The organism is Streptomyces sp. AM6-12 (assembly GCF_044327085.1).
GTDB lineage: Bacteria > Actinomycetota > Actinomycetes > Streptomycetales > Streptomycetaceae > Streptomyces.
Genome location: NZ_JBIQWN010000001.1, coordinates 5,430,202 through 5,456,565 on the forward strand (window position 1 = coordinate 5,430,202; position 26,364 = coordinate 5,456,565).

Consider the following 26,364-nt stretch of genomic DNA (forward strand, 5'->3'; position numbering starts at 1 on the left):
TCCAGGTCGCTCACCAGGCGGTGAGCGGGGCGGAGCACGGCGGTCCACGCCGTTTCTGGGAGTGTGCGAGCAGCCGGTCGCGGACGGCGGCCGGGCGCCGGGCCGGGCGGGGCGGGCGGCCCTCCGGCAGGAGCCGTACGGTGACCGCGGCCACCGCGAGGAGCAGCGGCCGGAAGGAGGCGGCGGCCACCGCGCGCAGCAGCTGCACCAGGGCCCGCTCGCCCCGGCGCAGCCAGGCGGCGGCCAGCAGGCTCACGCCGATGTGCGCGGCGAGCAGCAGCCAGGCGGTGGCCGGGGAGGCGTGCGCCAGCACACCGGCGGCCTGGCCGCGGCTCACCTGGGCCAGCGGGGTGCCCACCGCGCCGCCGTGGCACAGCAGGTCGAAGCCGAAGGCGTGCAGGGGACCGGCGACCGGGCCGCCCGCCGGGCCGTAGCAGGTCCGCTGACCGGTGGTGAACACCGTGTCGGCGGTCAGTTCCAGCGGCACCAGCAGGGCCGCGATCCGGCCGAAGCCGCGCTCGCGGCCCGCCAGCGCGTACGCGCCGGCGAAGACGCCGGCGGCGACCGCGGCCACGGTCTCGGCCGGCAGCGGCGTCCGGGACAGCAGCACGTGCGACGCGGTGCCGAGGGTCACGACGAAGGCCGTGAACAGCACCGCGCGTACGGCTCTGAGATAGGTCCCGGATATGTCCATAGCGAGAGCAGAGTCTGTCACGAACCGGAGTAAGGGACCCCTAAAGGGGGCCTGTGAGTACCCGCACGCTACCGCCTCGGCGAGGCGTCCTGAAGCCCCGGAATCCGGCCGTTGCGGAACAGGTCCACGAAGATGTGGTGGTCCGCGCGGGCGCGGGCGCCGTAGGTGTGGGCGAAGTCCACCAGCAGGGGCGCGAAGCCCTCCTCGTCGGCCGCGATCGCCGCGTCGATGGCCCGCTCGGTGGAGAAGGGCACCAGGGACTCGCCGGAGGTGTCGTCCGCCGCCGCGTGCATGGTGGCCGTGGCCCGGCCCAGGTCGGCCACGACCAGGGCGATCTCCTCCGGGTCGTCGAGCTCGCTCCAGTCCAGGTCCACGGCGTACGGCGAGATCTCGGCGACCAGCTGGCCGGCGCCGTCCAGCTCGGTCCAGCCCAGCCACGGGTCGGCGTGCGCCTGGAGGGCGCGCTGGGAGATCACCGTGCGGTGGCCCTCGTGCTGGAAGTACCCGGCGATGGCCGGGTCCGTGATGTGCCGGGAGACGGCCGGGGTCTGGGCCTGCTTGATGTAGATCACGACGTCGTTCTCCAGCGCGTCGCTGTGGCCCTCCAGGAGGATGTTGTACGACGGCAGCCCGGCCGAGCCGATGCCGACGCCCCGGCGGCCCACGACGTCCTTGACCCGGTAGGAGTCGGGGCGGGCCAGGGAGGAGTCGGGCAGCGTCTCCAGATAGCCGTCGAAGGCCGCGAGGATCTTGTAGCGGTCGGCCGCGTCCAGCTCGACCGTGCCGGGGCCCGATGCGAACCGGCGTTCGAAGTCGCGGATCTCGGTCATCGACTCCAGCAGCTCGAACCGGGTCAGCGAGCGGGCCGCGCGCAGCGCGCCGAGCAGCGGGCCCTCCGCGGTGTCCAGGGTGAACGGCGGCACCTCGTCGCTCTTTGCGCCGGTGGCCAGGGCGTGGATCCGCTCCCGGTAGGCGGCCGCGTAGACCGTCACCAGCTCGCTGATCTGGTCGTCGCTGAGCGCCTTGGCGTACCCGAGGAGCGCGATCGAGGCGGCGAAGCGCTTCAGGTCCCAGGTGAAGGGGCCGACGTACGCCTCGTCGAAGTCGTTGACGTTGAACACCAGGCGGCCGTACGAGTCCATGTACGTGCCGAAGTTCTCCGCGTGCAGATCGCCGTGGATCCACACGCGCGAGGTGCGGTCGTCCAGGTAGGGGCCGCCCCGCCGCTCGGCGTCGATGTCGTGGTAGAAGAGGCACGCCGTGCCCCGGTAGAAGGCGAAGGCCGAGGCCGCCATCTTCCGGAACTTCAACCGGAACGCGGCCGGGTCGGCGGCCAGGAGCCTGCCGAAGGCGGTGTCGAACACGGCGAGGATCTCCTCGCCGCGCTGCTCGGCGCCGGGCTGAGAAACCGACATCGCGGGATGCCTCCTGGTGCGGGAGTGGTGCGTCACTGTGCGTCCGTGGATACGACAGCGCTTTCGCCGTCTCCAACGGGCGACGCCGTGCGGGAGTGCCCGGTTCCCGCCCGACCGTACGCGGGGATCCGCCCCGGCTGTCAGTGGCAGGGCATAGGATTCGACGCTGTCCCCCAGAGTGTCCGCCCGCCCGTCGCCTGACGTTCTCCGTTGGAGGCCGAACCGTGTCAAAGCCGCCGTTCACGCACCTGCACGTCCACACCCAGTACTCGCTGCTGGACGGTGCCGCGCGGCTGAAGGACATGTTCAACGCCTGCAATGAAATGGGCATGACGCACATCGCCATGTCCGACCACGGCAACCTCCACGGCGCGTACGACTTCTTCCACTCCGCGCAGAAGGCCGGGATCACCCCGATCATCGGGATCGAGGCCTATGTCGCCCCCGAGTCCCGGCGCAACAAGCGCAAGATCCAGTGGGGCCAGCCGCACCAGAAGCGCGACGACGTGTCCGGTTCCGGTGGTTACACCCACAAGACGATGTGGGCGGTGAACAGGACCGGTCTGCACAACCTCTTCCGGCTCTCCTCCGACGCGTACGCCGAGGGCTGGCTCCAGAAGTGGCCCCGGATGGACAAGGAGACCATCTCCCAGTGGTCCGAGGGCATCGTCGCCTCCACCGGCTGCCCCTCCGGCGAGGTGCAGACCCGGCTGCGCCTCGGCCACTTCGACGAGGCGCTCAAGGCCGCCAGTGAGTACCAGGACATCTTCGGCAAGGACAAGTACTTCCTGGAGCTGATGGACCACGGCATCGACATCGAGCACCGGGTCCGCGACGGCCTCCTGGAGATCGGCAAGAAGCTCGGCATCCCCCCGCTGGTCACCAACGACTCGCACTACACGTACGCCCATGAGGCGACCGCTCACGACGCGCTGCTGTGCATCCAGACCGGCAAGAACCTCTCCGACCCCGACCGCTTCAAGTTCGACGGCACCGGCTACTACCTGAAGTCCACGGACGAGATGTACGCCATCGACTCCTCGGACGCCTGGCAGCAGGGCTGCGCCAACACGCTCCTCGTGGCCGAGATGGTGGACACCACCGGCATGTTCGAGAAGCGCGACCTGATGCCGAAGTTCGACATCCCCGAGGGCTACACCGAGGTCACCTGGTTCAAGGAGGAGGTCCGCCGCGGCATGGAGCGCCGCTTCCCCGGCGGCATCCCCGAGGACCGCCAGAAGCAGGCGGACTACGAGATGGACGTCATCATCTCGATGGGCTTCCCCGGCTACTTCCTCGTGGTCGCCGACTTCATCATGTGGGCCAAGAACAACGGCATCGCGGTCGGCCCCGGCCGAGGCTCCGCGGCCGGTTCGATCGTGGCGTACGCCATGGGCATCACCGACCTCGACCCGATCCCGCACGGCCTGATCTTCGAGCGCTTCCTCAACCCCGAGCGCATCTCGATGCCCGATGTCGACATCGACTTCGACGAGCGCCGGCGCGCCGAGGTGATCCGGTACGTCACCGAGAAGTACGGCGCCGACAAGGTCGCCCAGATCGGCACCTACGGCACCATCAAGGCCAAGAACGCGATCAAGGACTCGGCGCGTGTGCTGGGCTACCCGTACGCGATGGGCGACCGCATCACCAAGGCCATGCCCGCCGACGTCCTCGGCAAGGGCATCCCGCTGTCCGGCATCACCGACCCCAGCCACCCCCGTTACTCCGAGGCGGGCGAGGTCCGGGCGATGTACGAGAACGAACCGGACGTGAAGAAGGTCATCGACACCGCCCGCGGTGTGGAGGGCCTGGTCCGGCAGATGGGTGTGCACGCGGCCGGCGTGATCATGTCCAGCGAGACCATCACCGACCACGTCCCGGTCTGGGTCAGGCACACCGACGGCGTGACCATCACGCAGTGGGACTACCCGAGCTGCGAGTCGCTCGGCCTGCTGAAGATGGACTTCCTGGGCCTGCGCAACCTCACGATCATGGACGACGCGGTCAAGATGGTGAAGGCCAACAAGGGCCTCGACATCGACCTGCTGTCCCTGCCGCTGGACGACCCCAAGACCTTCGAGCTGCTCCAGCGCGGCGACACCCTCGGCGTCTTCCAGTTCGACGGCGGCCCCATGCGCTCGCTGCTGCGGCTGATGAAGCCCGACAACTTCGAGGACATCTCCGCCGTGTCGGCCCTGTACCGGCCGGGCCCGATGGGCATGAACTCCCACACGAACTACGCGCTGCGCAAGAACGGGCAGCAGGAGATCACGCCAATCCACCCCGAGCTGGAGGAGCCGCTCAAGGAGGTCCTGGACGTCACCTACGGCCTGATCGTCTACCAGGAGCAGGTGCAGAAGGCCGCCCAGATCATCGCCGGTTACTCGCTCGGCGAGGCCGACATCCTGCGCCGTGTGATGGGCAAGAAGAAGCCCGAGGAACTGGCGAAGAACTTCACCATCTTCCAGGCCGGCGCCCGCAGGAACGGCTACAGCGACGAGGCCATCCAGGCGCTGTGGGACGTGCTGGTCCCGTTCGCCGGCTACGCGTTCAACAAGGCGCACTCGGCCGCGTACGGTCTGGTGTCGTACTGGACCGCCTACCTCAAGGCCAACCACCCCGCCGAGTACATGGCCGGGCTGCTGACCTCGGTCAAGGACGACAAGGACAAGTCGGCGGTGTACCTCAACGAGTGCCGCCGCATGGGCATCCGGGTGCTCCCGCCGAACGTCAACGAGTCCGAGGCCAACTTCGCCGCCCAGGGCGACGACGTGATCCTCTTCGGCCTCTCCGCGGTGCGCAACGTCGGCACCAACGTGGTCGAGTCGATCATCAAGTGCCGCAAGGCCAAGGGGAAGTACGCCTCCTTCCCCGACTACCTCGACAAGGTCGAGGCGGTCGTCTGCAACAAGCGCACCACCGAATCGCTGATCAAGGCCGGCGCGTTCGACACCATGGGCCACACCCGCAAGGGCCTCACGGCACAGTACGAGCCGATGATCGACAACGTGGTGGCGGTCAAGCGCAAGGAGGCCGAGGGCCAGTTCGACCTCTTCGGCGGCATGGGCGACGACAGTGCCGACGAGCCCGGCTTCGGCCTCGACGTGCAGTTCACCGACGAGGAGTGGGACAAGACCTATCTGCTCGCCCAGGAGCGGGAGATGCTCGGTCTGTACGTCTCCGACCACCCGCTGTTCGGCCTCGAACACGTGCTGTCCGACAAGGCCGACGCGGGCATCTCCCAGCTCACCGGCGGTGAGCACGCGGACGGCGCGGTGGTCACCATCGGCGGCATCATCTCCGGCCTCCAGCGCAAGATGACCAAGCAGGGCAACGCCTGGGCGATCGCCACCGTCGAGGACCTCGCGGGCTCCATCGAGTGCATGTTCTTCCCGGCCACCTACCAGCTGGTGTCGACCCAACTCGTCGAGGACGCCGTGGTGTTCGTCAAGGGCCGCCTCGACAAGCGCGAGGACGTGCCCCGGCTCGTGGCCATGGAGCTGATGGTCCCGGACCTGTCCAACGCGGGCGCCAACGCGCCGGTGGTCCTCACCATCCCGGCGACGCGGGTCACCCCGCCCATGGTCAGCCGCCTCGGCGAGATCCTCAGTCACCACAAGGGCGACAGCGAGGTGCGGATCAAGCTCCAGGGGCCGCGCAAGACCACGGTGCTGCGCCTGGACCGGCACCGGGTCAAGCCCGACCCGGCGCTGTTCGGCGATCTGAAGGTGCTGCTCGGCCCGTCCTGCCTCGCGGGCTGAGCCGGCTCCCGGGGGCGCGGGGCCGAAGCCGCGAGAGGGGCGCACCCGTGAGCGGGTGCGCCCCTCTTTTCTCACGCAACAGGCGTCAATCGCCCTTTAGTTGTGGCCGAAGCTCTTCTGCCTCTTGCCACGCCCGGTATCACCGGAACTGCCCTGGATGTGTGTCACCGGGGACTCATGGGACTCCGCGGTGTGCTGCGCCTGCTCGTGCGCCGGAGCGGTGTGCTGCGCGGCGCGGTTCTGCGAGCCACCCTGCTTGCGGTTCTTGTTCTTGGCCATGGTGATCTGCCTCCTGCGGGGGATCTAGGGGCCAGGGCCGGATTCAGATTCACATAAGCTGACATCAATCGCATGTCGGACAATTACCCTGTGTGACAGGGTAGGTTGGCGGGTAACAGCCGCAAACGCCACGCCGAAGATCGAGTTCGGGCCGTTAACCCCCGCGCGGTCGGGCAGACTCGAAGGAAGTCCGAAGCAAAACCTCCCGGGAAGAGGGTGAGTCGCGTGGACCGCTGCATCGTCCTGGTGGACGCCGGGTATCTGCTGGGCGCCGCCGCCAGCCTCCTCGCGGGCGAGCCCTCGCGGTCCCGGATCACCGTCGACCACCCCGCGCTGATCCAGGCGCTGCGCGAGCGCGCGGAGTCCGACACCGAGCGCCCCCTGCTGCGCATCTACTGGTTCGACGGCGCCCCCGACCGGGTTCCGCAGCCCGAGCACCGCAGACTGCGCGTGATGCCCCGCGTCACCGTCCGGCTCGGCGCCCTCACCCGCAGCGACGGGCGCTGGGCGCAGAAGGGCGTGGACGCCGCCATGCACGCCGAGCTGACCGAGCTGGCCCGCAACCGGGCCTGTTCCGACGTCGTCCTGGTCACCGGCGACGGTGATCTGCTGCCGGGCATGATGGCGGCCAAGGAGCACGGCGTCGCCGTACACCTGTGGGCCGTGCAGGCCGCCGACGGGGACTACAACCAGTCCGAGGACCTGGTCGCCGAGGCCGACGAGCGGCGCGTCCTGGACCGGGCGTGGATCACGCAGGCGATCCGGGCCAAGGAGCTGACCGGTGTGTGCGCGCCGCCGCCCGTGCCGCGGCCCGAGATCGCCGCGATCCTCTCCGCGCCGCTGCCCGAGTCCGCGCTCGCCGCGGCCGCCGAGCGCCCCGCCGAGCAGGAGACGCGGCCGACCGGCGGCGCCGCCGAGAACGGCAGCCAGGAGCGGGTGCCGGTGACCAAGGGTGTCCCCACCCCCAAGGACCTCGCCGCGCTGCGCGCCGCCGGCACCGTCCAGACAGCCCAGCAACCGGCCACCGCGACCCTGCGCTGGTCCTCCGACAAGGGCTGGGTGGACCGGCCGGGCACGGTGACCGAACCGGCCGAGGCCGCCGCCATGCCGACCCTCGCCCAGCTCACTACGGCCGAGCAGCGCTGGGCAGACCGCGAGGAGGACATCACCACCGTCGGCGGCGATCCGTACGAGGTCGGGCAGGTCTTCGCCCGCCGCTGGATCTCCCGGCTCGGCGACCAGAGTCACCTCCAGCGGCTGTCCCAGATGTACCCGCGCATCCCGCACCGCATCGACGGGGAGCTGCTGCGCTACGCCGCCCGCTTCGGGCTGCTCGCGCACAAGGACGACCAGATCGACGAGCACGACCGTTACGCCATCCGGGCGGGCTTCTGGCGCGAGTTCGACATCCCGGCCGCGGCGGAACACGCGAACGCGGGGGAGTGAGACGGCGCCGGACGCGGAGGACCGGCGCGGCGGAGACGAGGCCGGGGGTCGCGATCGGCGTGCGGCCAGGTGAGGGCGAGGCCGGGGCTCGTCATCGGCGTTGCGTCCGGGGTGGGGCGGGGGCCTGGTCGGTTCCGGCGGCTTCCCGCAGGCCGGTGGGACTGGGCGAGGCGGGGCGTGCGGCCGGGAGCGGGCCGGACGGGGCCGGCCCGAGGCCCGGACGGGGGCACACCGGCTTCCGGCCCGGTACTGGTTCGGGCGGCCCCAAGGGTGGGTAAAGGGGGCGGACCCCGTACCCTCTCCCCTTGTGAGTACGCGTGTGGGGCAGGCACTTCGGCAGGACGAGGTCGTCCGCGTACGCGGGCTCGCCAAGACCTACCCGGCCGTCAAGGGCCGCCGCGGCGCACCCGGCACCCCCGAGGTGCGGGCCACCGACGCCCTGGAGCTGACGGTACGGCGCGGCGAGATCTTCGGGCTGCTCGGCCCCAACGGCGCCGGCAAGTCCACCCTCGTACGACAGCTCACCGGGCTGCTGCGCCCCGACACCGGCAGCGTCGAGATCCTCGGCCACGACATCGTGCGCCACCCCGAGCGGGCCGCCCGCCTCCTCGCCTACCTGGGTCAGGAGTCCACCGCCCTGGACGAGCTGACCGTCTCCCTCGCCGCCGAGACCACCGGTCGCCTGCGCGGCCTGGACGCGCAGGCGGCGCGGGCCGAGCGGGACGCCGTGCTGGAGGAGCTGGGGCTCACCCCGATCGCCGGGCGGCCGCTGAAGAAGCTGTCCGGCGGGCAGCGCCGGCTCGCCACCTTCGCCGCCGCACTCGTCGGCGAGCGCCCACTGCTGGTCCTGGACGAGCCGACCACCGGCATGGACCCGGTGGCCCGGCGCGCGGTCTGGGCGGCCGTGGACCGGCGGCGCGCCGAACGCGGCACCACCGTCCTGCTCGTCACCCACAACGTCATCGAGGCCGAGACCGTGCTCGACCGGGTCGCCGTGCTCGACCGGGGCCGGGTCATCGCCTGCGACACCCCCGCCGGGCTGAAGGAACGCGTCGCGGGCGAGGTCCGGGTGGAACTGGTGTGGCGGGAGCGGGCGCCGCTGGAGGTGCCCGAGGTCGCCGTGCTGCGCGAGCGCGCGGTCGAGTCCGGCCGGCGCTGGACGCTGCGGCTCGCCCCCGAGGAGGCCCGCGCCGCCGTCGCCACGGTGACCGGCGGCGCCGCCTTCGCCGCCCTGGACGACTTCACCCTGGCCACGCCCAGCCTGGAGGACGTCTACCTGGCCCTCGGCGGGGCCGCCCGGCAGGGGCTGGTGAAGGCATGAGCGCACGGGCCGTACACAGCAAGGCCGGTACGGCTGCCGCAGGGAAGAGGAGCAGCTCGTCGTGAGTGTCGTACCCGCGCAGGTTCTGCCCGACGGGGCCCGGACCGCCGTACCGGAGGCGGGGCCGGTCGCGGCCGAGCTCGCCCCCGCGGCGCGGCTGTGGCCGTCGCTGACGGCCGTGTACCGGGCGCAGCTGTCCCGTGCGCGGGTGGCGCGGATCCCGCTGCTGTTCGTGGCGACCTTCCAGTCCATCGGCATCACCGTGATGATGCGCGGTGTCGTCGACAACGGCTTCGAGGCGCGGTCCGTGGTGGCCGGCGCCTCCGTGCTGGTCGTCGCGTTCGTCGCGCTCAACCTGCTGGCCCAGTACTTCGGGCAGCTGCGGGCCGGCGGCGGCCTCGACCACTACGCCACGCTGCCGGTGCCGCCCGCCGCGGTGGTGCTGGGCACGGCGGCCGCGTACGCCTCCTTCACCGTGCCCGGCACGCTGGTGACCGCCGTCTTCGGCTGTGTGCTGTTCGGCCTGCCGCTGGCCAACCTGTGGGTGCTGCTGGCCGTCGTGCCGCTCGCCGGGGCCGCGCTGTCCGGGCTCGGCGCGGCGCTGGGCCTGCTCGCGCCCCGCCCCGAACTGGCCACGCTGCTCGGGCAGCTCGGCATGTCGGCGGCGCTGCTGCTCGGGGTGCTGCCGGCCGACCGGATGCCGGAGGTCATCCGGCTGGCGCGGGATCTGCTGCCCTCCACCTACGGCGTGGAGGCGTACGCCCGTACGTTCGGCGCGCATCCGGACTGGGCCGTCGTCCTCGCTGACCTGGGGGTGTGCGCGGGGGTCGGGGTGGTCTCGCTGGCCGCGGCCGCGTGGGCGTACCGACGGGCCGCCGTCCGGTGACGCGGCGCACAGGCCGACCTGGCACGATGGCAGGGTGACCGCACCGCTGAACCCGCCCCCGCCCCCGCACGACCACTCCGCGCACCAGATCTGGCAGGCGCCGCCCGCCGGGGCGCCGATGGCGGGTGCCCCCGAAGAGGACGGCCCCGGAATGAAGACCGAAGCGCGCGAGGGCGCCGTGATCGCCGTGCTGACGGCGGTGTGCGGGGCGCTGCTCGGGCTGCTGTGGTGGCGGCTGGCACCCCATGTGCCGCTGGTCGGGGACCAGTCGGGCAACACCTGGGTGGTCTATCTCAAGGACAGTGAGGGTGAGCAGGCGGTCGGCGTGGACGGCACGTTCACCCTGCTTGCGCTCGCGTTCGGCGCGATGAGCGGGCTCGCGGCCTTCCTGTGGCGCAGGCGGGGCGGCGTACCGCTGGTCGTCGGGCTGGCGCTCGGCGCACTGCTCGGCTCCCTGCTGGCCTGGCGGCTCGGGGTGTGGCTCGGCCCCACGTCCGACGTCATCGCCCACGCCCGTGCGGTCGGCAAGGGGGTCACCTTCCCGGCGCCGCTGCGGCTGGGCGCGAAGGCCGCGCTGCTGTCCTGGCCGTTCGCCGCGGTGCTGGTCCACCTGGGGCTCACCGCGCTGTTCGGCCCCCGCGATCCCGAGCCGCAGCAGCCGGGCGAGGCACCGCTCACGCCCGCCCCGTAGGCGCGGCGCACCGCTCGCGGCGGGGGCCCGGCGGGGCGGGGGCCCAACCCGGCGGGGGCCCGGCTCGGCAGTGGCTTGACGCTCGACGGGGCCCGGCTGCCAGGGGCCCGGCTCGGCGCTCGAAAGGGGCCGGCCGGGGCTCGGCGCTCGGCAGGGGCTCAGCCCGGCTCCCTCGCCCCCGCTCCCGCAGCCCCGCGCTCGGTTCCGTAGCCTGGCCCCGCAGCCCTGCTCCGTGCCCGGCCCCGCAGCCCCGCCCGCGCTCGCCCCCTCAGTCCCGCCCGCGCTCGGCCCCTCAGCCCCGTCCGATCGGTGCCGACACCGCTCCCGTCAGCTCCGCCAGGACGCCGGGGGCCAGCTCCACCTCCAGGCCCCGGCGACCCGCCGACACACAGATCGTGGCGTGACCGAGGGCCGAGTCGTCCAGGACGGTGGGGAGCTTCTTGCGCTGGCCGAGCGGGGAGATGCCGCCGCGGACGTAGCCGGTGGTTCGCTCGGCCAGGGCCGGATCGGCCATGGCGGCGCGCTTGCCGCCGACCGCCGAGGCCAGGGCCTTCAGGTCGAGGGTGCCGGCGACCGGGACCACGCCGACGACGAGGCTGCCGTCCACCTCGGCCACCAGGGTCTTGAAGACCCGGTCGGGGGAGACGCCCATCGCTTCCGCGGCCTCCTCGCCGTAGGAGGGGTGGGCGGGGTCGTGCTCGTAGGCGTGGACCGTGAACTCGACGCCCGCCGCGCTCAGCGCGACCGTCGCCGGGGTCCCCCCGGGCTGCTGCTTCTTCGACTTCTTCGCCATGACGGTGCGCACTCAGTTCAGACTGGTCGGCGTCCGCGTCAGCTCGGACGCGGGCAGCGACGGCAGGTTACGGATGATGGCGGTCTCGCCGCGCAGGATCCTCAGCTCGTCCCGCAGCCGGGAGGCGGTGTCCGGCGCCTGGAGCAGCCGCTGCTTGGTCGGCGTGTCGTGCATCATCGCGGCCGCTACCAGGTACGACACCACGCTCGGGTCGTCCGGCAGCTCCGCGCTCGTGGCCAGCGACCGCTCCCGCGCCCCCGCCAGCCGCTTCTGGTACTGCCGAAAGGCCCGCAGCACGCCCTCCGCGAGCGCCCCCGCCCCGTCGCCCGGCTCCTCCGCCAGCTCCTCCAGCTCGGCCGTCAGATAGGGCCCCGAGGCGTCCACGGACAGCAGCCGCACCCGCGTCGTGCCGGTCGCGAGCACCTCGAAGGTGCCGCCGGTGCGCTCCCGGATGGTCGCCGCGTCCGCGATGCAGCCCACCTGGTGGAAGGACGTGAGCGGGTCCGGGCCGAAGCCCGCGGCCGGCCCGCGCTCGGGCTCCGCCGTGGGGTCGGGCATGCCGGGGGCGCTGGGCGCCACCTCGTACCCGTCGCGGATGGCCACGACGGCGAACCGGCGCGGCTCCTCCTCGGGGGTCTTCAGCAGCTCGCGCATCATGGCGCGATACCGCTCCTCGAAGACGCTCAGCGGGAGCACGAGTCCGGGGAAGAGGACCGTGTTCAGCGGGAAGAGGGGCAGACGGACGGTGGTCACGGCGCCCCAGCCTAATGGTCCGCGGCGCGGTGGTGTCCGCGGTGTCCCGGCAGCACGTCCCCGGCGGCCGGCAGCAGCCCGGCCGCGGCGGGCGTCCCGCCGCCCGACAGCACGTGCTCGCGCAGCCGCAGGAAGTGGCCGAGCGGGTCGTCCGAGAACCGGTCCCAGGGGGCGGAGGTCACATAGGGGCCGATCAGCCGCACCAAAGTGCGCGCGTCCTGACCGCGGTCCAGACGCAGCAGCACGTAGAGCAGTTTGTTGCGCACCGGGGCGGCCCACGGGTCGGCCGCCGCGAACCGCGCCGACAGGGCGAGGGCGCGGTCGGCCGCCGCGTCCAGCCGCTCGCGGGTGACGCCGGGCCCGCCGCCCTCGATCAGATAGCCGTAGGCGGCCCACGCGGGCAGCGCCTGCACCAGCGAGTCCGCCGGGACGTCCTGCGCGGCCAGCTCGGCGAAGTCGAAGCACGCGTGGTGCGCGGCGCTCGGCACGTGCGGGGCGTCCCCGAAGCGGATGCAGCAGAACGCGCCCAGATAGCGCAGCGCGGCCACATGGCAGCCGAAGTGGTGCGGGTCGCGGCGCAGCGCCGCCTCCCACAGCTCCTCGAAGTAGCGGTGCCCGGCCAGCGAGCCGCGCGCGTGGTCCAGCGCGATCCGCCAGGGCACCGGGTCCCGGTCGTCGGCCCGTGCGGCGGCCGTGATCAGCGGGCTGACCTCGCGCAGCAGTTCGGCGCGGGCCGGCGAGGACCACACCCGGTCCACCGCGAGCTGGGCCGCGACCAGCAGGGCGCCGGGGTCGTCCGGCTCGGCCGCCCGCCAGTCCTCGAACCACTCGGAGCGCAGCCGGGCGAACGCGGCCAGCCGCCGGGCGTACCCGTCGTGGTTCTCCCACTCGGCCGCGGCGCGGGTGCCGGCCAGCAGTTCGGCCGCGGCCCGGTACTCGCCTTGCCCGGCGGCGACCAGCGCGGGCGAGAGCCGGTCGTCGGGCGCGTCGAGCACGGCCTCGTCCCCGGAGGCGATCCCTGAGGCCGGGCGCGCGGAAGGTCGGGACATCCAGGAGCGGCGGAGGAACGAGGGCAGCGGAACCATGGTGCGGACCATTGAAAGTCCGCAGGTCGCGGCTGCGCCAGAGGCTTGGGGGAAGTCGTGGAAGGTTGTACGGCCGAGGGTCAAGGACCGGCAAAGGGCGACTGTTCGACTTTTGTGCGGCCGTGACGGTCATGGGTGCCCTCTGCGCGCATGCCCGCACATGCCCGCACATGAACCGCGCGCCGGCTGCCGCTGCCCCGTTGCCGCGCCGGCTGCCGCTGCCGCTGCCGCGGGGCGTCAGCTGCGCCGCAGCAGCCGGGTCGCCCCCGCCGCCACCGTCGTCGCCAGTACCCAGCCCAGCAGGACCATCGCGGCCGACAGCCACTGCCAGAGACCGCGCAACTGCCACTCGCCGACCTGGCCGAGGTCGATCACCGGCAGCAGCAGGTCCAGGGTGAACAGGGCCGGGCTCCAGTAGGGTCGCTCGTCGTGGTTGGCCGGGAGATGCGCGGCGTGCGAGAAGGCGAGGGTGCCGGCCGCCCAGAGCACCGCCATCCACACCGCGGCACGGCCGGGCCGGTAGCCGTACGCGACCGCCAGGTCCTGGGCGTAGCCCCAGAGCTTGCCCGCCAGCGGCAGCGTCTCCCGGCGCCTGCGTTGCTTGGCCAGCAGCACCTCGCGGGCGTCCTCGTCCTCCCCGGCCTCCCGCAGCACCGAGGCGAGGCGTTCGTACGGCTCCGGGGCGTACTCGGCGGTGGCCGCGGCGATCCAGTCCAGACGCCGGTTCAGCGGGAACGGGCCCTGCGGCACCAGGTTCTCGTAGGCGAAGCCGCCCATGTGCAGCCGCCCGGCGCCCGGCCAGGCGCCCGCGCGGTCCACCAGGTTCATGATCTGCGCCCCGGACAGCACCACCTTGCCGCGCTGCGGACCGTCCCCGAGGAAGCGCAGCTCGGGCGCGTGCACCCGGCGCAGCGACAGCTCCTGGTCGTCGGTGAGGGTGAACCGGGCCCGCTCCAGGTCCACCGCGTCCCCGAACCGCCCGTCGTCCAGCCGCAGCCCGCCCTGGCACTCGAACCGCTGGATCCGGGTCCCGCGCGCCGGTGTGGTCCCGCTGAGCAGCGGGTTCCCCACCCCGGCCGGGGTCAGGTACAGGGTGCGCTCCACGCTGAGCTGCGGCGCGTTCAGGGCGAGCCTGGAGTACGGGTTGGACAGGCGCGCGCCGCGCAGGCTGAGCGAGACGCCGATCTGGGCGCCGCGCAGCCGCAGCTCGCCGTGCGACTCCAGCAGCTCCGCCTGGAAGTCCTGGCCGACGTTGAGGCCGTCCGCGGAGATCGAGCGCCCGCTGCGGTCCCGGTACACGATCGACTGGTTGAGCAGCAGGTCGGTGCCGATGTGCGCGTCGGTCAGCCGTACCCCGTTCTGGAACCGGCAGCGCGGCAGATGCAGATCGCCCTCGGTGTGCAGCCGGGCCGCCTCCAGACGCGGCACCGAGCAGTTCACCAGCCGCAGCGTGCTGAACCGCGCCTCCGGCACCAGCACCTGCTCGTCGAAGCGGCAGTCGCGCAGCTCGACGTACGGCCGCACGGTGCCGCCCGCCACGTCCAGGGTGCCCGTGACGCGCACCCCGGCGAGCTTGAGCGCCGACACCCGCCCGGCCAGCGCCGGCGGCCCGTCCAGCAGCAGCCAGGCGATGATGCGCGCCCGCACGGACCGCTCGGGCCCCCAGGGATGCCCGCCGTGCGGATCGTCGACCACGGTGTCGCCGCTGCTCAGGTCGTACACACTGCCGTTGCGGAAGGCCTGCCACATGCCCGCCTCGGCCGCGGTCAGGTCGTCCGGCAGGTCCCCGGCGACGAAGCCGGTCCCCTCGGTCACCGCTGTTCCTTCTTTCTCCACTGTCCGGGTGGTTCGTCCCGCGGTTGATGCCCGCTGAGTGACGCACGGAACACCCGTGGTGAAGGGGATCTTCCGAGTTCCGGCCAGCGTCTGTACCAGACATTGCCCCACGGCCTGTATCAGCCACTGATACGTGCGGACGACTACGGACGGCGGTCTGAGAGAATTGGAACCGTGATTTCCCGAATCGATCTGCGCGGCGACGTCCTCCCCGAGGGCCCCGCCCTGCGTGACCTGCTGCCCCGAGCCGACTTCGACGTTCAGGCCGCCCTGGAGAAGGTGCGTCCGATCTGCGAGGACGTGCATCATCGCGGCGACGCGGCACTGATCGACTTCGCGGAGAAGTTCGACGGGGTACGGCTGGAATCCGTCCGTGTCCCGGCCCAGGCGCTCGCCGACGCCCTGGCCGGCCTCGACCCGGACGTGCGCGCCGCCCTGGAGGAGTCCATCCGGCGCGCCCGCCTGGTGCACCGCGCGCAGCGCCGCACCGCCCACACCACCCAGGTCGTCCCCGGCGGCGCGGTGACCGAGAAGTGGGTTCCGGTCGAGCGCGTCGGGCTGTACGCGCCGGGCGGCCGCTCGGTCTACCCCTCCTCGGTGATCATGAACGCGGTCCCGGCGCAGGAGGCCGGCGTCGAGTCCATCGCGCTCGCCTCGCCGCCGCAGGCCCCCGCTTTCGAGAATGATCCGGCCGGGGGCCTGCCGCACCCGACGATCCTGGCCGCCTGCGCGCTGCTCGGCGTGGACGAGGTGTACGCGGCCGGCGGCGCCACCGCCGTCGCGATGTTCGCCTACGGCACCGAGTCCTGCCCGCCCGCCACCATGGTCACCGGCCCCGGCAACATCTGGGTGGCCGCGGCCAAGCGCTACTTCACCGGCCGGATCGGCATCGACACCGAGGCCGGACCCACCGAGATCGCGATCCTCGCCGACGACACCGCCGACCCGGTGCACGTGGCCGCCGACCTGATCAGCCAGGCCGAGCACGACCCGCTCGCGGCCGCCGTCCTCGTCACCGACTCACCCGACCTCGCGGACGCGGTGGAGAAGGAGCTGGAGCCGCAGGTCGCGGCCACCAAGCACACCGACGACCGGATCCGCCCGGCCCTCGCGGGCCGGCAGTCCGCGATCGTCCTGGTGGACGGCGTCGAGGAGGGCCTGAAGGTGGTCGACGCGTACGGCGCCGAGCACCTGGAGATCCAGACCGCCGACGCCGCCGCCGTCGCCGACCGGGTGCGCAACGCGGGCGCGATCTTCATCGGCCCCTGGGCCCCCGTCTCCCTCGGCGACTACGCGGCCGGGTCCAACCACGTCCTGCCCACCGGCGGCTGCGCCTGCCACTCCTCGGGCCTGTCCGTGCAGTCCTTCCTGCGCGGCATCCACATCGTCGACTACTCCAGGGACGCGCTCGCCGAGGTGGCGCACCACGTGGTGACGCTGGCGGAGGCGGAGGACCTGCCGGCACACGGCGCGGCCATCAAGGCGAGGTTCGGCTGGAAGGTACCGGAGAGCAAGTGAGCGACGTAAGGATCGACGACCTTCCCATCCGGGACGAGCTGCGCGGCAAGTCCCCTTACGGCGCGCCCCAGTTGGACGTCCCCGTCCGCCTGAACACGAACGAGAACCCGTACCCGCTGCCCGAGCCGCTGGTCGAGCGGATCGCCGAGCGGGTCCGGGAAGCCGCCCGCGACCTGAACCGCTACCCCGACCGGGACGCGGTCCAGCTGCGCACCGAGCTGGCCAAGTACCTCAGCGACACCGGCGGGTTCCCGCTGACCCTGGCGAACGTCTGGGCGGCCAACGGCTCCAACGAGGTCATCCAGCAGCTGCTCCAGACCTTCGGCGGCCCCGGCCGCAGCGCGATCGGCTTCGAGCCGTCGTACTCGATGCACGCGCTCATCGCGCGCGGCACCGGCACCGGCTGGATCTCCGGTCCCCGGGGCGAGGACTTCACGATCGACCCGGCCGCCGCCGAGCGCGCCATCGCCGAGCACAAGCCGGACGTCGTCTTCCTCACCACCCCCAACAACCCCACCGGCAACGCGATCCCGCCCGAGACGGTGCGCGCGCTGTACGAGGCGGCGCAGGCGGCCAAGCCGTCGATGGTGGTCGTGGACGAGGCGTACGTCGAGTTCAGCCACGGCGACTCGCTGCTGCCGCTGCTCGACGGCCGCCCGCACCTGGTGATCTCGCGCACCATGTCCAAGGCGTTCGGCGCGGCGGGCCTGCGCCTCGGCTACCTCGCGGCCGACCCGGCCGTGGTGGACGCCGTCCAGCTGGTCCGGCTGCCGTACCACCTGTCGGCGATCACCCAGGCGACCGCGCTGGCCGCCCTGGAGCACACCGGCACCCTGCTCGGCTACGTCGAGCAGCTGAAGTCCGAGCGGGACCGGCTGGTCGCCGAGCTGCGCGCGATCGGCTACGACGTGATCGAGTCCGACGCCAACTTCGTGCAGTTCGGCCGCTTCGCCGATGCCCACGAGGCCTGGCGGAAGATCCTCGACCGGGGCGTCCTGGTCCGGGACAACGGCGTACCGGGATGGCTGCGGGTCTCGGCCGGCACCCCCGCTGAGAACGACGCGTTCCTCGACGCCGCACGTGAAGTCAAGAAGGAGCTTGAGGCATGAGCCGCGTAGGGCGCGTCGAGCGCACCACCAAGGAGACCTCGGTCCTGGTCGAGATAGACCTCGACGGCACCGGGCGGACCGACATCGCCACCGGCGTCGGCTTCTACGACCACATGCTCGACCAGCTCGGCCGGCACGGTCTGTTCAACCTGACCGTGAAGACCGACGGCGATCTGCACATCGACTCCCACCACACCATCGAGGACACCGCCCTCGCGCTCGGCGCCGCCTTCAAGCAGGCGCTCGGCGACAAGGTGGGCATCTACCGCTTCGGCAACTGCACGGTCCCGCTGGACGAGTCCCTCGCCCAGGTCACCGTCGACCTCTCCGGCCGCCCCTACCTCGTGCACACCGAGCCCGAGCGCATGGCGCCGATGATCGGCGAGTACGACACCACGATGACCCGGCACATCCTGGAGTCCTTCGTGGCCCAGGCGCAGATCGCGCTGCACGTTCACGTACCGTACGGACGTAACGCCCACCACATCGTGGAGTGCCAGTTCAAGGCGCTCGCCAGGGCGCTGCGCTACGCCTCCGAGCGCGACCCGCGCGCGGCCGGCATCCTCCCGTCGACGAAGGGCGCGCTGTAACCCATGACCGGTCTGTCGACCCTGCTGATCGTCGTCGGCCTCTTCCTGGTCGGCGGCATCATCTCCTTCGCCAAGCAGAAGATGCCCACCAGCCTGATCGTGCTGCTCTCCCTCGCGGCCGGGCTGTGCCTGGTCGCCGGCGTCATGCGGCTGGAGGTGTGGAATTGAGCGCGACCGCCAAGAAGGTCGTCGTCTTCGACTACGGCTTCGGCAACGTCCGCTCGGCCGAGCGCGCCCTGGCGCGGGTCGGCGCCGACGTGGAGATCACCCGTGACTTCGACGCGGCGATGAACGCGGACGGCCTGCTGGTGCCGGGCGTCGGCGCCTTCGCCGCCTGCATGCGGGGCCTGCTCGACGCCCGCGGCGACTGGGTCATCGACCGCCGGCTGTCCGGCGGGCGCCCGGTGATGGGCATCTGCGTCGGCATGCAGATCCTGTTCTCGCGCGGCATCGAGCACGGCGTGCAGGCCGAGGGCCTGGAGGAATGGCCCGGCACCGTCGGCCCCCTGGAGGCCGACGTCGTGCCGCACATGGGCTGGAACACCGTGGCCGCCCCGGCCGACTCCGAGCTGTTCGCCGGCCTGGACGCCGACGCCCGCTTCTACTTCGTGCACTCCTACGCCGTCCACGACTGGACGCAGGAGACCCACAACCCGGTGATCGCCGCCCCCAAGGTCACCTGGGCCACCCACGGCAAGCCCTTCGTCGCCGCGGTGGAGAACGGCGCCCTGTGGGCCACCCAGTTCCACCCCGAGAAGTCCGGCGACGCCGGCGCCCAGCTCCTCACCAACTGGATCGGAACCCTGTAGACCATGGCCAAGCTCGAACTCCTCCCCGCCGTCGACGTCCGCGACGGCCAGGCCGTACGCCTCGTCCACGGCGAGTCCGGGACCGAGACCTCCTACGGCTCCCCGCTGGAGGCCGCCCTCGCCTGGCAGCGGTCCGGCGCCGAGTGGCTGCACCTGGTCGACCTGGACGCGGCCTTCGGCACCGGTGACAACCGGGCGCTGATCGCCGAGGTGGCGGGGGCCATGGACATCAAGGTGGAGCTGTCCGGCGGCATCCGCGACGACGACACCCTCGCCGCCGCCCTCGCCACCGGCTGCACCCGCGTCAACCTCGGCACCGCCGCCCTGGAGAGCCCCGAGTGGGTCGCCAAGGTGATCGCCGAGCACGGCGACAGGATCGCGGTCGGCCTGGACGTGCGCGGCACCACCCTGCGCGGCCGCGGCTGGACCCGCGACGGCGGCGACCTCTACGAGACGCTGGACCGCCTGAACAAGGAGGGCTGCGCGCGCTACGTCGTCACCGACATCGCCAAGGACGGCACCCTCCAGGGCCCCAACCTGGAACTGCTGCGCAATGTGTGCGCGGCCACCGACCGGCCGGTCGTCGCCTCCGGCGGCGTCTCCTCCCTGGACGACCTGCGCGCCATCGCCGAACTGGTGCCCCTCGGTGTGGAGGGCTCCATCGTCGGGAAGGCCCTCTACGCGAAGGCGTTCACCCTGGAAGAGGCCTTGGAGGCTGTGGCGTCATGACATCGGATGCCGTACGGCGGGTGCAGAGCGGAAGTTCCTGGGAAGAGAGTTTCGGTTTCGCACGCGCCGTCGCGGCGGGGGACCGCGTGTCGGTGGGCGGCACCACGCCCTTCCGGGGCACGGTCCTGTACGGCGAGGGCGATCCGTACGAGCAGACCAGGGTCGCCTTCGGCAACGCCCTGGAGGCGCTCAAGGAGTTCGGGCTCGGCGTCGAGTCCGTGGTCCGCACCCGTATGTACCTGAGCCATGTGCGCGACGTCGACGAGGCGGGCCGGGCCCACAAGGACCTGTTCGACTCCGTGCGCCCCGCCTCCACCCTGCTGGTGGTCGCGGGCTTCGTGGACCCGCGCATCCTGGTCGAAGTAGAGCTTGAAGCATTCAGAGGAGCCTGAGCAGTCATGACCCTGGCGGTCCGAGTCATCCCCTGCCTGGACGTGGACAACGGCCGGGTCGTCAAGGGCGTCAACTTCCAGAACCTGCGCGACGCGGGCGACCCCGTCGAGATGGCCAAGGTGTACGACGCCGAGGGCGCCGACGAGCTGACGTTCCTGGACATCACCGCGTCCTCCGGCGACCGGGAGACGACGTACGACGTGGTGCGCCGCACCGCCGAGCAGGTGTTCATCCCGCTCACCGTCGGCGGCGGCGTGCGCACCGCGGAGGACGTGGACAAACTGCTGCGGGCGGGCGCCGACAAGGTCGGCGTGAACACCGCGGCGATCGCCCGGCCCGAGCTGATCCGCGAGATCGCCGAGCGGTTCGGCCGCCAGGTGCTGGTCCTGTCGGTGGACGCCCGGCGCACCGGGTCCGGGTCCTTCGAGGTGACCACGCACGGCGGCCGACGGGGCACCGGCATCGACGCCGTCGAGTGGGCGCACCGGGCCGCCGAGCTGGGCGCGGGCGAGATCCTGCTGAACTCGATGGACGCCGACGGCACCAAGGACGGCTACGACCTGGAGATGATCGCCGCCGTCCGCAAGCACGTCTCCGTGCCGGTCATCGCCTCCGGCGGCGCGGGCGCGCTGTCCCACTTCCCGCCGGCCATCACCGCCGGCGCGGACGCGGTCCTCGCGGCCTCCGTCTTCCACTTCGGCGACCTGCGGATCGGCGAGGTGAAGGAGACGCTGCGGGGGGCGGGCCACCCGGTGCGCTGACCCGAGGTCTCCCGGGCCCCGGCGGGCGAAGGCGCCGCCGGGGCCCTTTCGCGGGCCTTACCGAGCTGCGGTTGCGGGTGTACGACCTCGTCCGCGCGTACCAGGAGTGAGGCCAGGTGGCCGTCGCGGCGGGAGACACCGAGGGCCGCGAGAACGTGGCCGTGCATACGTACGGCTTCCCGTTCCGCGTGTGACCGCCTGTGCCCCCTTCCGTGCCTGCCTGAGAGGACTAGAACCGGCATGACGGCCACCGTCGTACCTCCGGCCCCCGTACAAGCCCACCGGGACCCCAATGTGCGGCGGTGGCTGGGTGCCTATACGTGTTCCATGCTCGGGGACAGCGTGTACTACCTGGCGCTGTCCTGGGCGGCCGTACGGGCCGGGACCGCGGCGCAGGCCGGGCTGGTGATGTCGGCGAGCGCGCTGCCCCGCGCCGTGCTGATGCTCGGCGGGGGAGTGATCGCCGACCGGCTGGGGCCCCGGCGGGTCGTCATCGGCAGCGACGCCCTGCGCTGCGCCACCGTCCTCGCGGTGGCCGCCCTGCTGTACCTCACCAGCCCCGGACTGTGGCCCCTCGCCCTGCTCGCGCTGGTCTTCGGCACCGTGGACGCCGTGTTCGTGCCCGCCGTCGGCGCCCTGCCCGCCCGCGTCACCGGCAAGGACCAGCTGGCCCGCGTCCAGGGCATGCGCGGCCTGGCCATCCGCTTCGCGAGCGTCGTCGGCGCCCCGCTCGCCGGCCTCGCCGTGGCCGCCGGCGGCGCCCCCGCGGCCTTCGCCCTGGCCGGAGCACTGATCGCCGTGTCCGTGCCCCTGCTGCTCTGGGTACGGATACGGGAGCTGCCGGGCGACCGTGCGGAGGGCCCCCGCGCCACCGCGCGGGCCGACCTCGCGGCCGGGCTGCGCCACATCCGCGGCCACCGCGTCCTCGCCCCGCTGATGCTCGCCATCGCCCTCGGCGACCTGGGTTTCGTCGGCCCGCTCAACGTCGGCCTGACCCTGCTCGCGGATCACCGCGGCTGGGGCGCCTCCGGGATGGGCTGGGTGCTCGCCGGGTTCGGCGTCGGAGCCGGCGTCGCCTCGCTGCTGCTCGCCCTCCGGGGACGGCTGCCGCGCGCCGGACTCCTCGTCGGCGTCACCGTCATCGCCGGGTCCGCGGCCATCGGCGCCCTCGCCTACGCGCCCGGCCTCTGGGCGGCCGTCGGCACCGCCCTGCTCGTCGGCCTGCTGACCGGGCTCAGCGGCGCGCTGTGCGGCGCCCTGCTCCAGACCCAGGCCGAACCCGCCTACCTCGGCCGGGTCACCGCCGTCTCCAGCCTGATCAGCCTCGGCCTCACCCCGCTGAGCATGCCCCTCGCCGCCGCCGCGATCGGAGCCTTCGGGCTCGGCCCCGTCTACCTGGTCAGCGCCTTCGTGTGCGCCCTCGGCGGGGTCGTCGCCCTCGTCGTACCGGCCCTGCGCCGCGCCGAACTGCCCGGCTGAGGCTCATACCCCCCGGCATTCATCCCTTCGGCTGAACCAGCTGCACGAGATTGCCGCACGTGTCGTCGAACACCGCCGCCAGCACCGGCCCCTGCTCCCGCGGACCGTGCGGGAAGCGGACCCCCAGGCCGCTCAGCCGCCGGTGCTCGGCCGCGAGGTCGTCCACGGAGAAGACGATGCAGGGGATGCCCGCCTCGTACAGCGCGCGCCGGTAGGACTCGGCGATCGGTCCCTGGCCCGGCTCCAGGAGGAGCTGGAGGTCCGGCTGCGCACCCTCGGGCGCGCCGACCGTGACGAACGGCGTGCCGTCCCCGAGGTCCATGTGGGTGCGCGTCTCGAAGCCGAGGACATCCGTGTAGAAGGCGTGCGCCCGCGCCACGTCGTCCACATACACCCCGGTCATCGCGACCTTGATCACGGGCGGCCTCCCTGGTCAGAACCCCAGCTGCTTGGAGGAGTGCAGCTTGTCGATCGCGTCCGCCTCGCCCTCCACCTCGACCCGCGCCGCCCGGTCCCGGCCGAACGCGAACAGCAGCAGCTCCGACGGCTCCCCGGTTGCCGTGACCACCGGAGCGCCCTTGTGCGCCACCACCGTCTGCCCGTCCGGCCGGCGCAGTACCAGCCCCGTCGGCACCCCGCGCCCCAGCAGCCGCGCCGTGCGCTCCAGGCGTGACCACAGCGCGTCCTGGAACACCGGATCCAGCTCCCGCGCGCTCCACTCCGGCTGCGCCCGGCGCACGTCCTCGGTGTGCACGTAGAACTCCACCGTGTTCGCGGCCTCGTCCACCTGCTTGACCTGGAACGGCGAGAACCGCGGCGGCCCCGTACGGATCAGCTGGATCAGCTCCTCGTACGGCTTCGCGGTGTACTCCGCCATCACCTTCTCCAGGCGCGGCGCGAGCTGCTTGATCAGCGCGCCGCCGGCCGCGTCCGGGCGGCGCTCGCGCACGATCACATGCGCGGCCAGGTCACGGGTGCGCCAGCCCTCGCACAGGGTCGGCGCGTCCGGGCCCACGGTTTCCAAGAGGTCGGCGAACAGGAGCCGTTCACGCTTGGCGAAGGTCGACATGGGGTCAGCCTACGACCAGCCACCGGTCCGCGCAGTGGACACCCGCCCGGCACTGTCAGTGGCGCGCGGCACAATGGCACCCATGACCAGTACGCCCGGAACCCCCCGGCCCAGCAGCCTCGACCCGGAGATCGCCGCCCGCCTCAAGCGCAGCGCCGACGGCCTCCTGCCCGCCATCGCCCAGCAGCACGACACCGGAGAGGTGCTCATGCTCGGCTGGATGGACGACGAGGCGCTGCACCGGACCCTGACCACCGGCCGCTGCACCTACTGGTCGCGCAGCCGCCAGGAGTACTGGGTCAAGGGCGACACCTCCGGCCACGTCCAGTGGGTGAAGTCGGTCGCGCTGGACTGCGACGCCGACACCGTGCTGGTCCAGGTCGACCAGGAGGGCGCCGCCTGCCACACCGGCGCGCGCACCTGCTTCGACGAGGACGTACTGCTCAAGGACGCCGGTCTGCCGTCCGGCGCGGACCAGTGAGGCCCGCCGCCATGGACCTGGAGACCTTCCGCAAGCTCGCCGCCGACCGGCGCGTCATCCCCGTCACCCGCAAGCTCCTCGCCGACGGCGACACCCCCGTCGCCCTCTACCGCAAGCTGGCCGGCGAACGCCCCGGCACCTTCCTGCTGGAGTCCGCGGAGAACGGCCGCTCCTGGTCCCGCTACTCCTTCGTGGGCGTCCGCAGCGCCGCCACCCTCACCGCCCGCGACGGCCAGGCCCACTGGCTCGGCAGCCCGCCCGTGGGCGTCCCCGTCGACGGCGACCCCCTCAAGGCCCTGCGCGCCACCCTCCAGGCCCTGCACACCCCGCACACCGAGGGCCTGCCCCCCTTCACCGGCGGCATGGTCGGCTACCTCGGCTACGACATCGTGCGCCGCCTGGAGAAGATCGGCCCCGGTGAGCGCGACGACCTGAAGCTGCCCGAGCTGACCATGCTCCTGACCAGCGACCTCGCCGTGATGGACCACTGGGAGGGCTCGGTCCTGCTGATCGCCAACGCGATCAACCACAACGACCTGGACACCGGCGTGGACGAGGCGTACCACGACGCGGTGGCCCGCCTCGACGCCATGGAGGCCGACCTCAGCCGCGCGGTGGCCCAGCCCCCCGCCGTGCTGCCGCCCTCCGAGCTGCCCGAGTACACCGCACTGTGGGGCGGCCCCGACTTCCGGCGCGCCGTGGAGGACGTCAAGGAGCGCATCCGCGCGGGCGAGGCCTTCCAGGTCGTCCCCTCGCAGCGCTTCGAGACGCCGTGCACGGCCAGTGCCCTGGACGTGTACCGGGTGCTGCGGGCCACCAACCCGTCGCCGTACATGTACCTGTTCCGCTTCGACGGGTTCGACGTCGTCGGCTCGTCCCCCGAGGCGCTGGTCAAGGTCGAGGACGGCCGGGCCATGGTCCACCCCATCGCCGGCACCCGGCACCGCGGCGCCACCCCGCAGGAGGACCAGGCGCTCGCCGACGAGCTGCTCGCCGACCCCAAGGAGCGCGCCGAACACCTCATGCTGGTCGACCTCGGGCGCAACGACCTCGGGCGGGTCTGCGAGCCCGGCTCGGTCGAGGTGGTCGACTTCATGTCCATCGAGCGCTACTCGCACGTGATGCACATCGTCTCCACCGTCACCGGGCGGGTCGCCGGCGGCCGCACCGCCTTCGACGTGCTCACCGCCTGCTTCCCGGCCGGCACCCTCTCCGGCGCCCCCAAGCCCCGCGCCATGCAGATCATCGACGAACTCGAACCGTCCCGGCGCGGGCTGTACGGCGGCTGCGTCGGCTACCTGGACTTCGCCGGGGACTCGGACACCGCGATCGCCATCCGCACCGCCCTGCTGCGCGACGGCACGGCCTACGTGCAGGCCGGAGCGGGCATCGTCGCCGACTCCGACCCGGTCGCCGAGGACCAGGAGTGCCGCAACAAGGCCGCGGCGGTGCTGCGGGCGGTGCACACCGCCAACCGGCTCGGCCGCTAGGTGTATTGACCCGTGAGGTTGGGGACGCGGCTGGCGGGTGGTTGGCCCTTCAGCGCGGTGTGTCCGCGGTGGTGATTGTAGGTGTGCAGCCAGGCGGGGAACGCGTCGCGTCGTTCGGTCTCCGTGCGGTAGGGACGGGCGTAGGCCCACTCGTCGAGCAGGGTGCGGTTGAAGCGTTCGACCTTGCCGTTGGTCTGGGGCCGGTAGGGCCGGGTGCGCTTGTGGGCGATCCCGGCCGCTGCCAGCGCATCTCGCCAGTTGCGTGAGCGGTAGCAGGAGCCGTTGTCGGTCAGCACCCGCTCGACCGTGATCCCGTACTCGGTGAAGAAGGCGTGGGCCCGTTGCCAGAAGCCGGTGGCGGTCTCCTTCTTCTCGTCGGTGAGGATCTCGCTGTAGGCCAGGCGGGAGTGGTCGTCGACGGCAGTGTGCAGGTAGCTGTAGCCGGCGCCGGATCGGGTCTTGCGGCCTGCGGCCCGGCCGAGGACCTTGTGCCCGCCGCCGTCAGGGATGTTGCCGAGCTTCTTGATGTCGACATGCACCAGCTCGCCGGGCCTGTCGCGTTCATAGCGGCGTATGACACGGCCGGTGGCCCGGTCCAGGTTGGCGAGGCGGGCCAGGCCGTAACGGGTCAGCACGCGGTGCACGGTCGAGGGCACCAGCCGCAGCAGGTGTGCGATGCGGGCCGGCCCCCAGCGGCGCAGAAGCCGGACCTTGATGATCCGGCGCTCGGTGCGGGCCGGGGTCCGGCGCGGGCTGGCGTGCGGGCGGGAAGACCGGTCGCACATCCCGGCCTCGCCGAACTGCCGGTAGCGGTCGGCCCAGCGCTGGGCCGTGGTCGGCGAGACCTGGAAGCGTTCGGCGGCTGCTCTGAGGGGCCAGTTGTCCTCGACCACGCAGCGGGCCAGACGAAGACGTCCGGTCTCGGTCAGGGGTGCATTACGGTGGGGCACGAGGGCCTTTCTGTTGCTGGTGC

Annotated in this window: 26 protein-coding genes and 1 pseudogene; 17 read left to right on the forward strand and 10 right to left on the reverse strand. The window is 72.5% G+C overall.

The window, feature by feature from the left end; genetic code table 11:
* Positions 1–10 precede the first annotated feature (10 nt).
* Positions 11–694, reverse strand: coding sequence for a hypothetical protein (locus ACE4Q9_RS24680; RefSeq protein ID WP_397986418.1), 684 nt, complete (start codon positions 692–694; stop codon positions 11–13).
* A 68-nt stretch (positions 695–762) separates the two neighbouring features.
* Positions 763–2,109 carry a DUF2252 domain-containing protein gene (locus ACE4Q9_RS24685; RefSeq protein WP_397986419.1) on the reverse strand — a complete coding sequence of 449 codons (1,347 nt, stop codon included), beginning with the start codon at positions 2,107–2,109 and terminating at the stop codon, positions 763–765.
* Between the two features lie 224 nt (positions 2,110–2,333).
* Between ACE4Q9_RS24685 and dnaE the strand changes: the two genes are divergently transcribed.
* Positions 2,334–5,873 carry a DNA polymerase III subunit alpha gene (gene dnaE, locus ACE4Q9_RS24690; RefSeq protein WP_397986420.1) on the forward strand — a complete coding sequence of 1,180 codons (3,540 nt, stop codon included), beginning with the start codon at positions 2,334–2,336 and terminating at the stop codon, positions 5,871–5,873.
* A 96-nt stretch (positions 5,874–5,969) separates the two neighbouring features.
* Here dnaE and ACE4Q9_RS24695 read toward each other — a convergent pair whose 3' ends face one another.
* Positions 5,970–6,152 carry a hypothetical protein gene (locus tag ACE4Q9_RS24695; RefSeq protein ID WP_397986421.1) on the reverse strand — a complete coding sequence of 61 codons (183 nt, stop codon included), beginning with the start codon at positions 6,150–6,152 and terminating at the stop codon, positions 5,970–5,972.
* A gap of 225 nt (positions 6,153–6,377) precedes the next feature.
* On the opposite strand from ACE4Q9_RS24695, the gene ACE4Q9_RS24700 reads away from it, so the two are divergent.
* The 4 genes from ACE4Q9_RS24700 (at position 6,378) to ACE4Q9_RS24715 (ending at position 10,496) form a co-directional block, all read left to right on the forward strand.
* Entirely contained in the window at positions 6,378–7,598 is a 1,221-nt protein-coding gene (locus tag ACE4Q9_RS24700) for an NYN domain-containing protein (protein WP_397986422.1), read from the forward strand.
* Positions 7,599–7,905: 307 nt separating this feature from the next.
* Positions 7,906–8,919, forward strand: a complete 1,014-nt coding sequence (locus tag ACE4Q9_RS24705; protein ID WP_397986423.1) for an ABC transporter ATP-binding protein — start codon at positions 7,906–7,908, stop codon at positions 8,917–8,919.
* Positions 8,920–8,980: 61 nt separating this feature from the next.
* Positions 8,981–9,805, forward strand: a complete 825-nt coding sequence (locus tag ACE4Q9_RS24710) for an ABC transporter permease (protein ID WP_397986424.1) — start codon at positions 8,981–8,983, stop codon at positions 9,803–9,805.
* A gap of 34 nt (positions 9,806–9,839) precedes the next feature.
* A complete protein-coding gene (locus tag ACE4Q9_RS24715) occupies positions 9,840–10,496 on the forward strand; it encodes an AAA family ATPase (RefSeq protein ID WP_397986425.1) in 657 nt (218 codons plus the stop codon).
* A gap of 292 nt (positions 10,497–10,788) precedes the next feature.
* Here the strand turns inward: ACE4Q9_RS24715 and ybaK are convergent, their stop codons facing one another.
* The 4 genes from ybaK to ACE4Q9_RS24735 form a co-directional block, all read right to left on the reverse strand.
* A complete protein-coding gene (gene ybaK, locus ACE4Q9_RS24720; protein ID WP_397987317.1) occupies positions 10,789–11,289 on the reverse strand; it encodes a Cys-tRNA(Pro) deacylase in 501 nt (166 codons plus the stop codon).
* A gap of 12 nt (positions 11,290–11,301) precedes the next feature.
* On the reverse strand, positions 11,302–12,042 hold the full coding sequence (locus ACE4Q9_RS24725) for an LON peptidase substrate-binding domain-containing protein (RefSeq protein WP_397986426.1): 741 nt from the start codon (positions 12,040–12,042) through the stop codon (positions 11,302–11,304).
* An 11-nt stretch (positions 12,043–12,053) separates the two neighbouring features.
* A complete protein-coding gene (locus ACE4Q9_RS24730; RefSeq protein WP_397986427.1) occupies positions 12,054–13,139 on the reverse strand; it encodes a hypothetical protein in 1,086 nt (361 codons plus the stop codon).
* Between the two features lie 225 nt (positions 13,140–13,364).
* Positions 13,365–14,942, reverse strand: a complete 1,578-nt coding sequence (locus ACE4Q9_RS24735; RefSeq protein ID WP_397986428.1) for an oxidoreductase — start codon at positions 14,940–14,942, stop codon at positions 13,365–13,367.
* 195 nt (positions 14,943–15,137) lie between these two features.
* On the opposite strand from ACE4Q9_RS24735, the gene hisD reads away from it, so the two are divergent.
* From hisD to ACE4Q9_RS24785, 10 genes and pseudogenes are all read left to right on the forward strand, one after another.
* Positions 15,138–16,481, forward strand: coding sequence for a histidinol dehydrogenase (gene hisD / locus ACE4Q9_RS24740; RefSeq protein ID WP_397986429.1), 1,344 nt, complete (start codon positions 15,138–15,140; stop codon positions 16,479–16,481).
* Positions 16,478–17,590 carry a histidinol-phosphate transaminase gene (locus tag ACE4Q9_RS24745; RefSeq protein ID WP_397986430.1) on the forward strand — a complete coding sequence of 371 codons (1,113 nt, stop codon included), beginning with the start codon at positions 16,478–16,480 and terminating at the stop codon, positions 17,588–17,590. The genes hisD and ACE4Q9_RS24745 overlap by 4 nt, the downstream gene beginning before the upstream one ends.
* On the forward strand, positions 17,587–18,180 hold the full coding sequence (hisB, locus tag ACE4Q9_RS24750) for an imidazoleglycerol-phosphate dehydratase HisB (RefSeq protein ID WP_397986431.1): 594 nt from the start codon (positions 17,587–17,589) through the stop codon (positions 18,178–18,180). Before ACE4Q9_RS24745 ends, hisB begins: the two co-directional genes overlap by 4 nt.
* 3 nt (positions 18,181–18,183) lie before the next feature.
* A complete protein-coding gene (locus ACE4Q9_RS24755) occupies positions 18,184–18,348 on the forward strand; it encodes a hypothetical protein (RefSeq protein WP_397986432.1) in 165 nt (54 codons plus the stop codon).
* Positions 18,345–18,989, forward strand: a complete 645-nt coding sequence (hisH, locus tag ACE4Q9_RS24760; RefSeq protein ID WP_397986433.1) for an imidazole glycerol phosphate synthase subunit HisH — start codon at positions 18,345–18,347, stop codon at positions 18,987–18,989. Before ACE4Q9_RS24755 ends, hisH begins: the two co-directional genes overlap by 4 nt.
* A gap of 3 nt (positions 18,990–18,992) precedes the next feature.
* Positions 18,993–19,718, forward strand: coding sequence for a bifunctional 1-(5-phosphoribosyl)-5-((5-phosphoribosylamino)methylideneamino)imidazole-4-carboxamide isomerase/phosphoribosylanthranilate isomerase PriA (priA, locus tag ACE4Q9_RS24765; RefSeq protein ID WP_397986434.1), 726 nt, complete (start codon positions 18,993–18,995; stop codon positions 19,716–19,718).
* Entirely contained in the window at positions 19,715–20,110 is a 396-nt protein-coding gene (locus ACE4Q9_RS24770; protein WP_397986435.1) for a RidA family protein, read from the forward strand. The genes priA and ACE4Q9_RS24770 overlap by 4 nt, the downstream gene beginning before the upstream one ends.
* A 6-nt stretch (positions 20,111–20,116) precedes the next feature.
* Positions 20,117–20,872, forward strand: a complete 756-nt coding sequence (hisF, locus tag ACE4Q9_RS24775; RefSeq protein ID WP_397986436.1) for an imidazole glycerol phosphate synthase subunit HisF — start codon at positions 20,117–20,119, stop codon at positions 20,870–20,872.
* A 50-nt stretch (positions 20,873–20,922) separates the two neighbouring features.
* Positions 20,923–21,066: pseudogene (locus ACE4Q9_RS24780) on the forward strand (transcriptional regulator); the annotation flags it as partial.
* Between the two features lie 46 nt (positions 21,067–21,112).
* Positions 21,113–22,351 (forward strand): MFS transporter, encoded by a 1,239-nt coding sequence (locus tag ACE4Q9_RS24785; protein WP_397986437.1) that lies wholly within the window; start codon positions 21,113–21,115, stop codon positions 22,349–22,351.
* Between the two features lie 19 nt (positions 22,352–22,370).
* Here ACE4Q9_RS24785 and ACE4Q9_RS24790 read toward each other — a convergent pair whose 3' ends face one another.
* Together ACE4Q9_RS24790 and ACE4Q9_RS24795 are read right to left on the reverse strand one after the other, a co-directional pair.
* The gene (locus ACE4Q9_RS24790; RefSeq protein ID WP_397986438.1) at positions 22,371–22,769 is read right to left on the reverse strand and encodes a VOC family protein; all 399 of its coding nucleotides are present in this window, start codon (positions 22,767–22,769) and stop codon (positions 22,371–22,373) included.
* Positions 22,770–22,784: 15 nt separating this feature from the next.
* Positions 22,785–23,420: a TIGR03085 family metal-binding protein gene (locus ACE4Q9_RS24795; protein WP_397986439.1), complete on the reverse strand. Its 636-nt coding sequence runs from the start codon at positions 23,418–23,420 to the stop codon at positions 22,785–22,787.
* An 82-nt stretch (positions 23,421–23,502) separates the two neighbouring features.
* On the opposite strand from ACE4Q9_RS24795, the gene hisI reads away from it, so the two are divergent.
* Positions 23,503–23,901, forward strand: coding sequence for a phosphoribosyl-AMP cyclohydrolase (gene hisI / locus ACE4Q9_RS24800; protein ID WP_085564265.1), 399 nt, complete (start codon positions 23,503–23,505; stop codon positions 23,899–23,901).
* Positions 23,902–23,912: 11 nt separating this feature from the next.
* Positions 23,913–25,391 carry an anthranilate synthase component I gene (locus tag ACE4Q9_RS24805; RefSeq protein WP_397986440.1) on the forward strand — a complete coding sequence of 493 codons (1,479 nt, stop codon included), beginning with the start codon at positions 23,913–23,915 and terminating at the stop codon, positions 25,389–25,391.
* Here ACE4Q9_RS24805 and ACE4Q9_RS24810 read toward each other — a convergent pair.
* On the reverse strand, positions 25,388–26,341 hold the full coding sequence (locus ACE4Q9_RS24810; protein WP_397986441.1) for an IS481 family transposase: 954 nt from the start codon (positions 26,339–26,341) through the stop codon (positions 25,388–25,390). The two genes, ACE4Q9_RS24805 and ACE4Q9_RS24810, sit on opposite strands and share 4 nt — an antisense overlap.
* Positions 26,342–26,364: the final 23 nt, after the last annotated feature.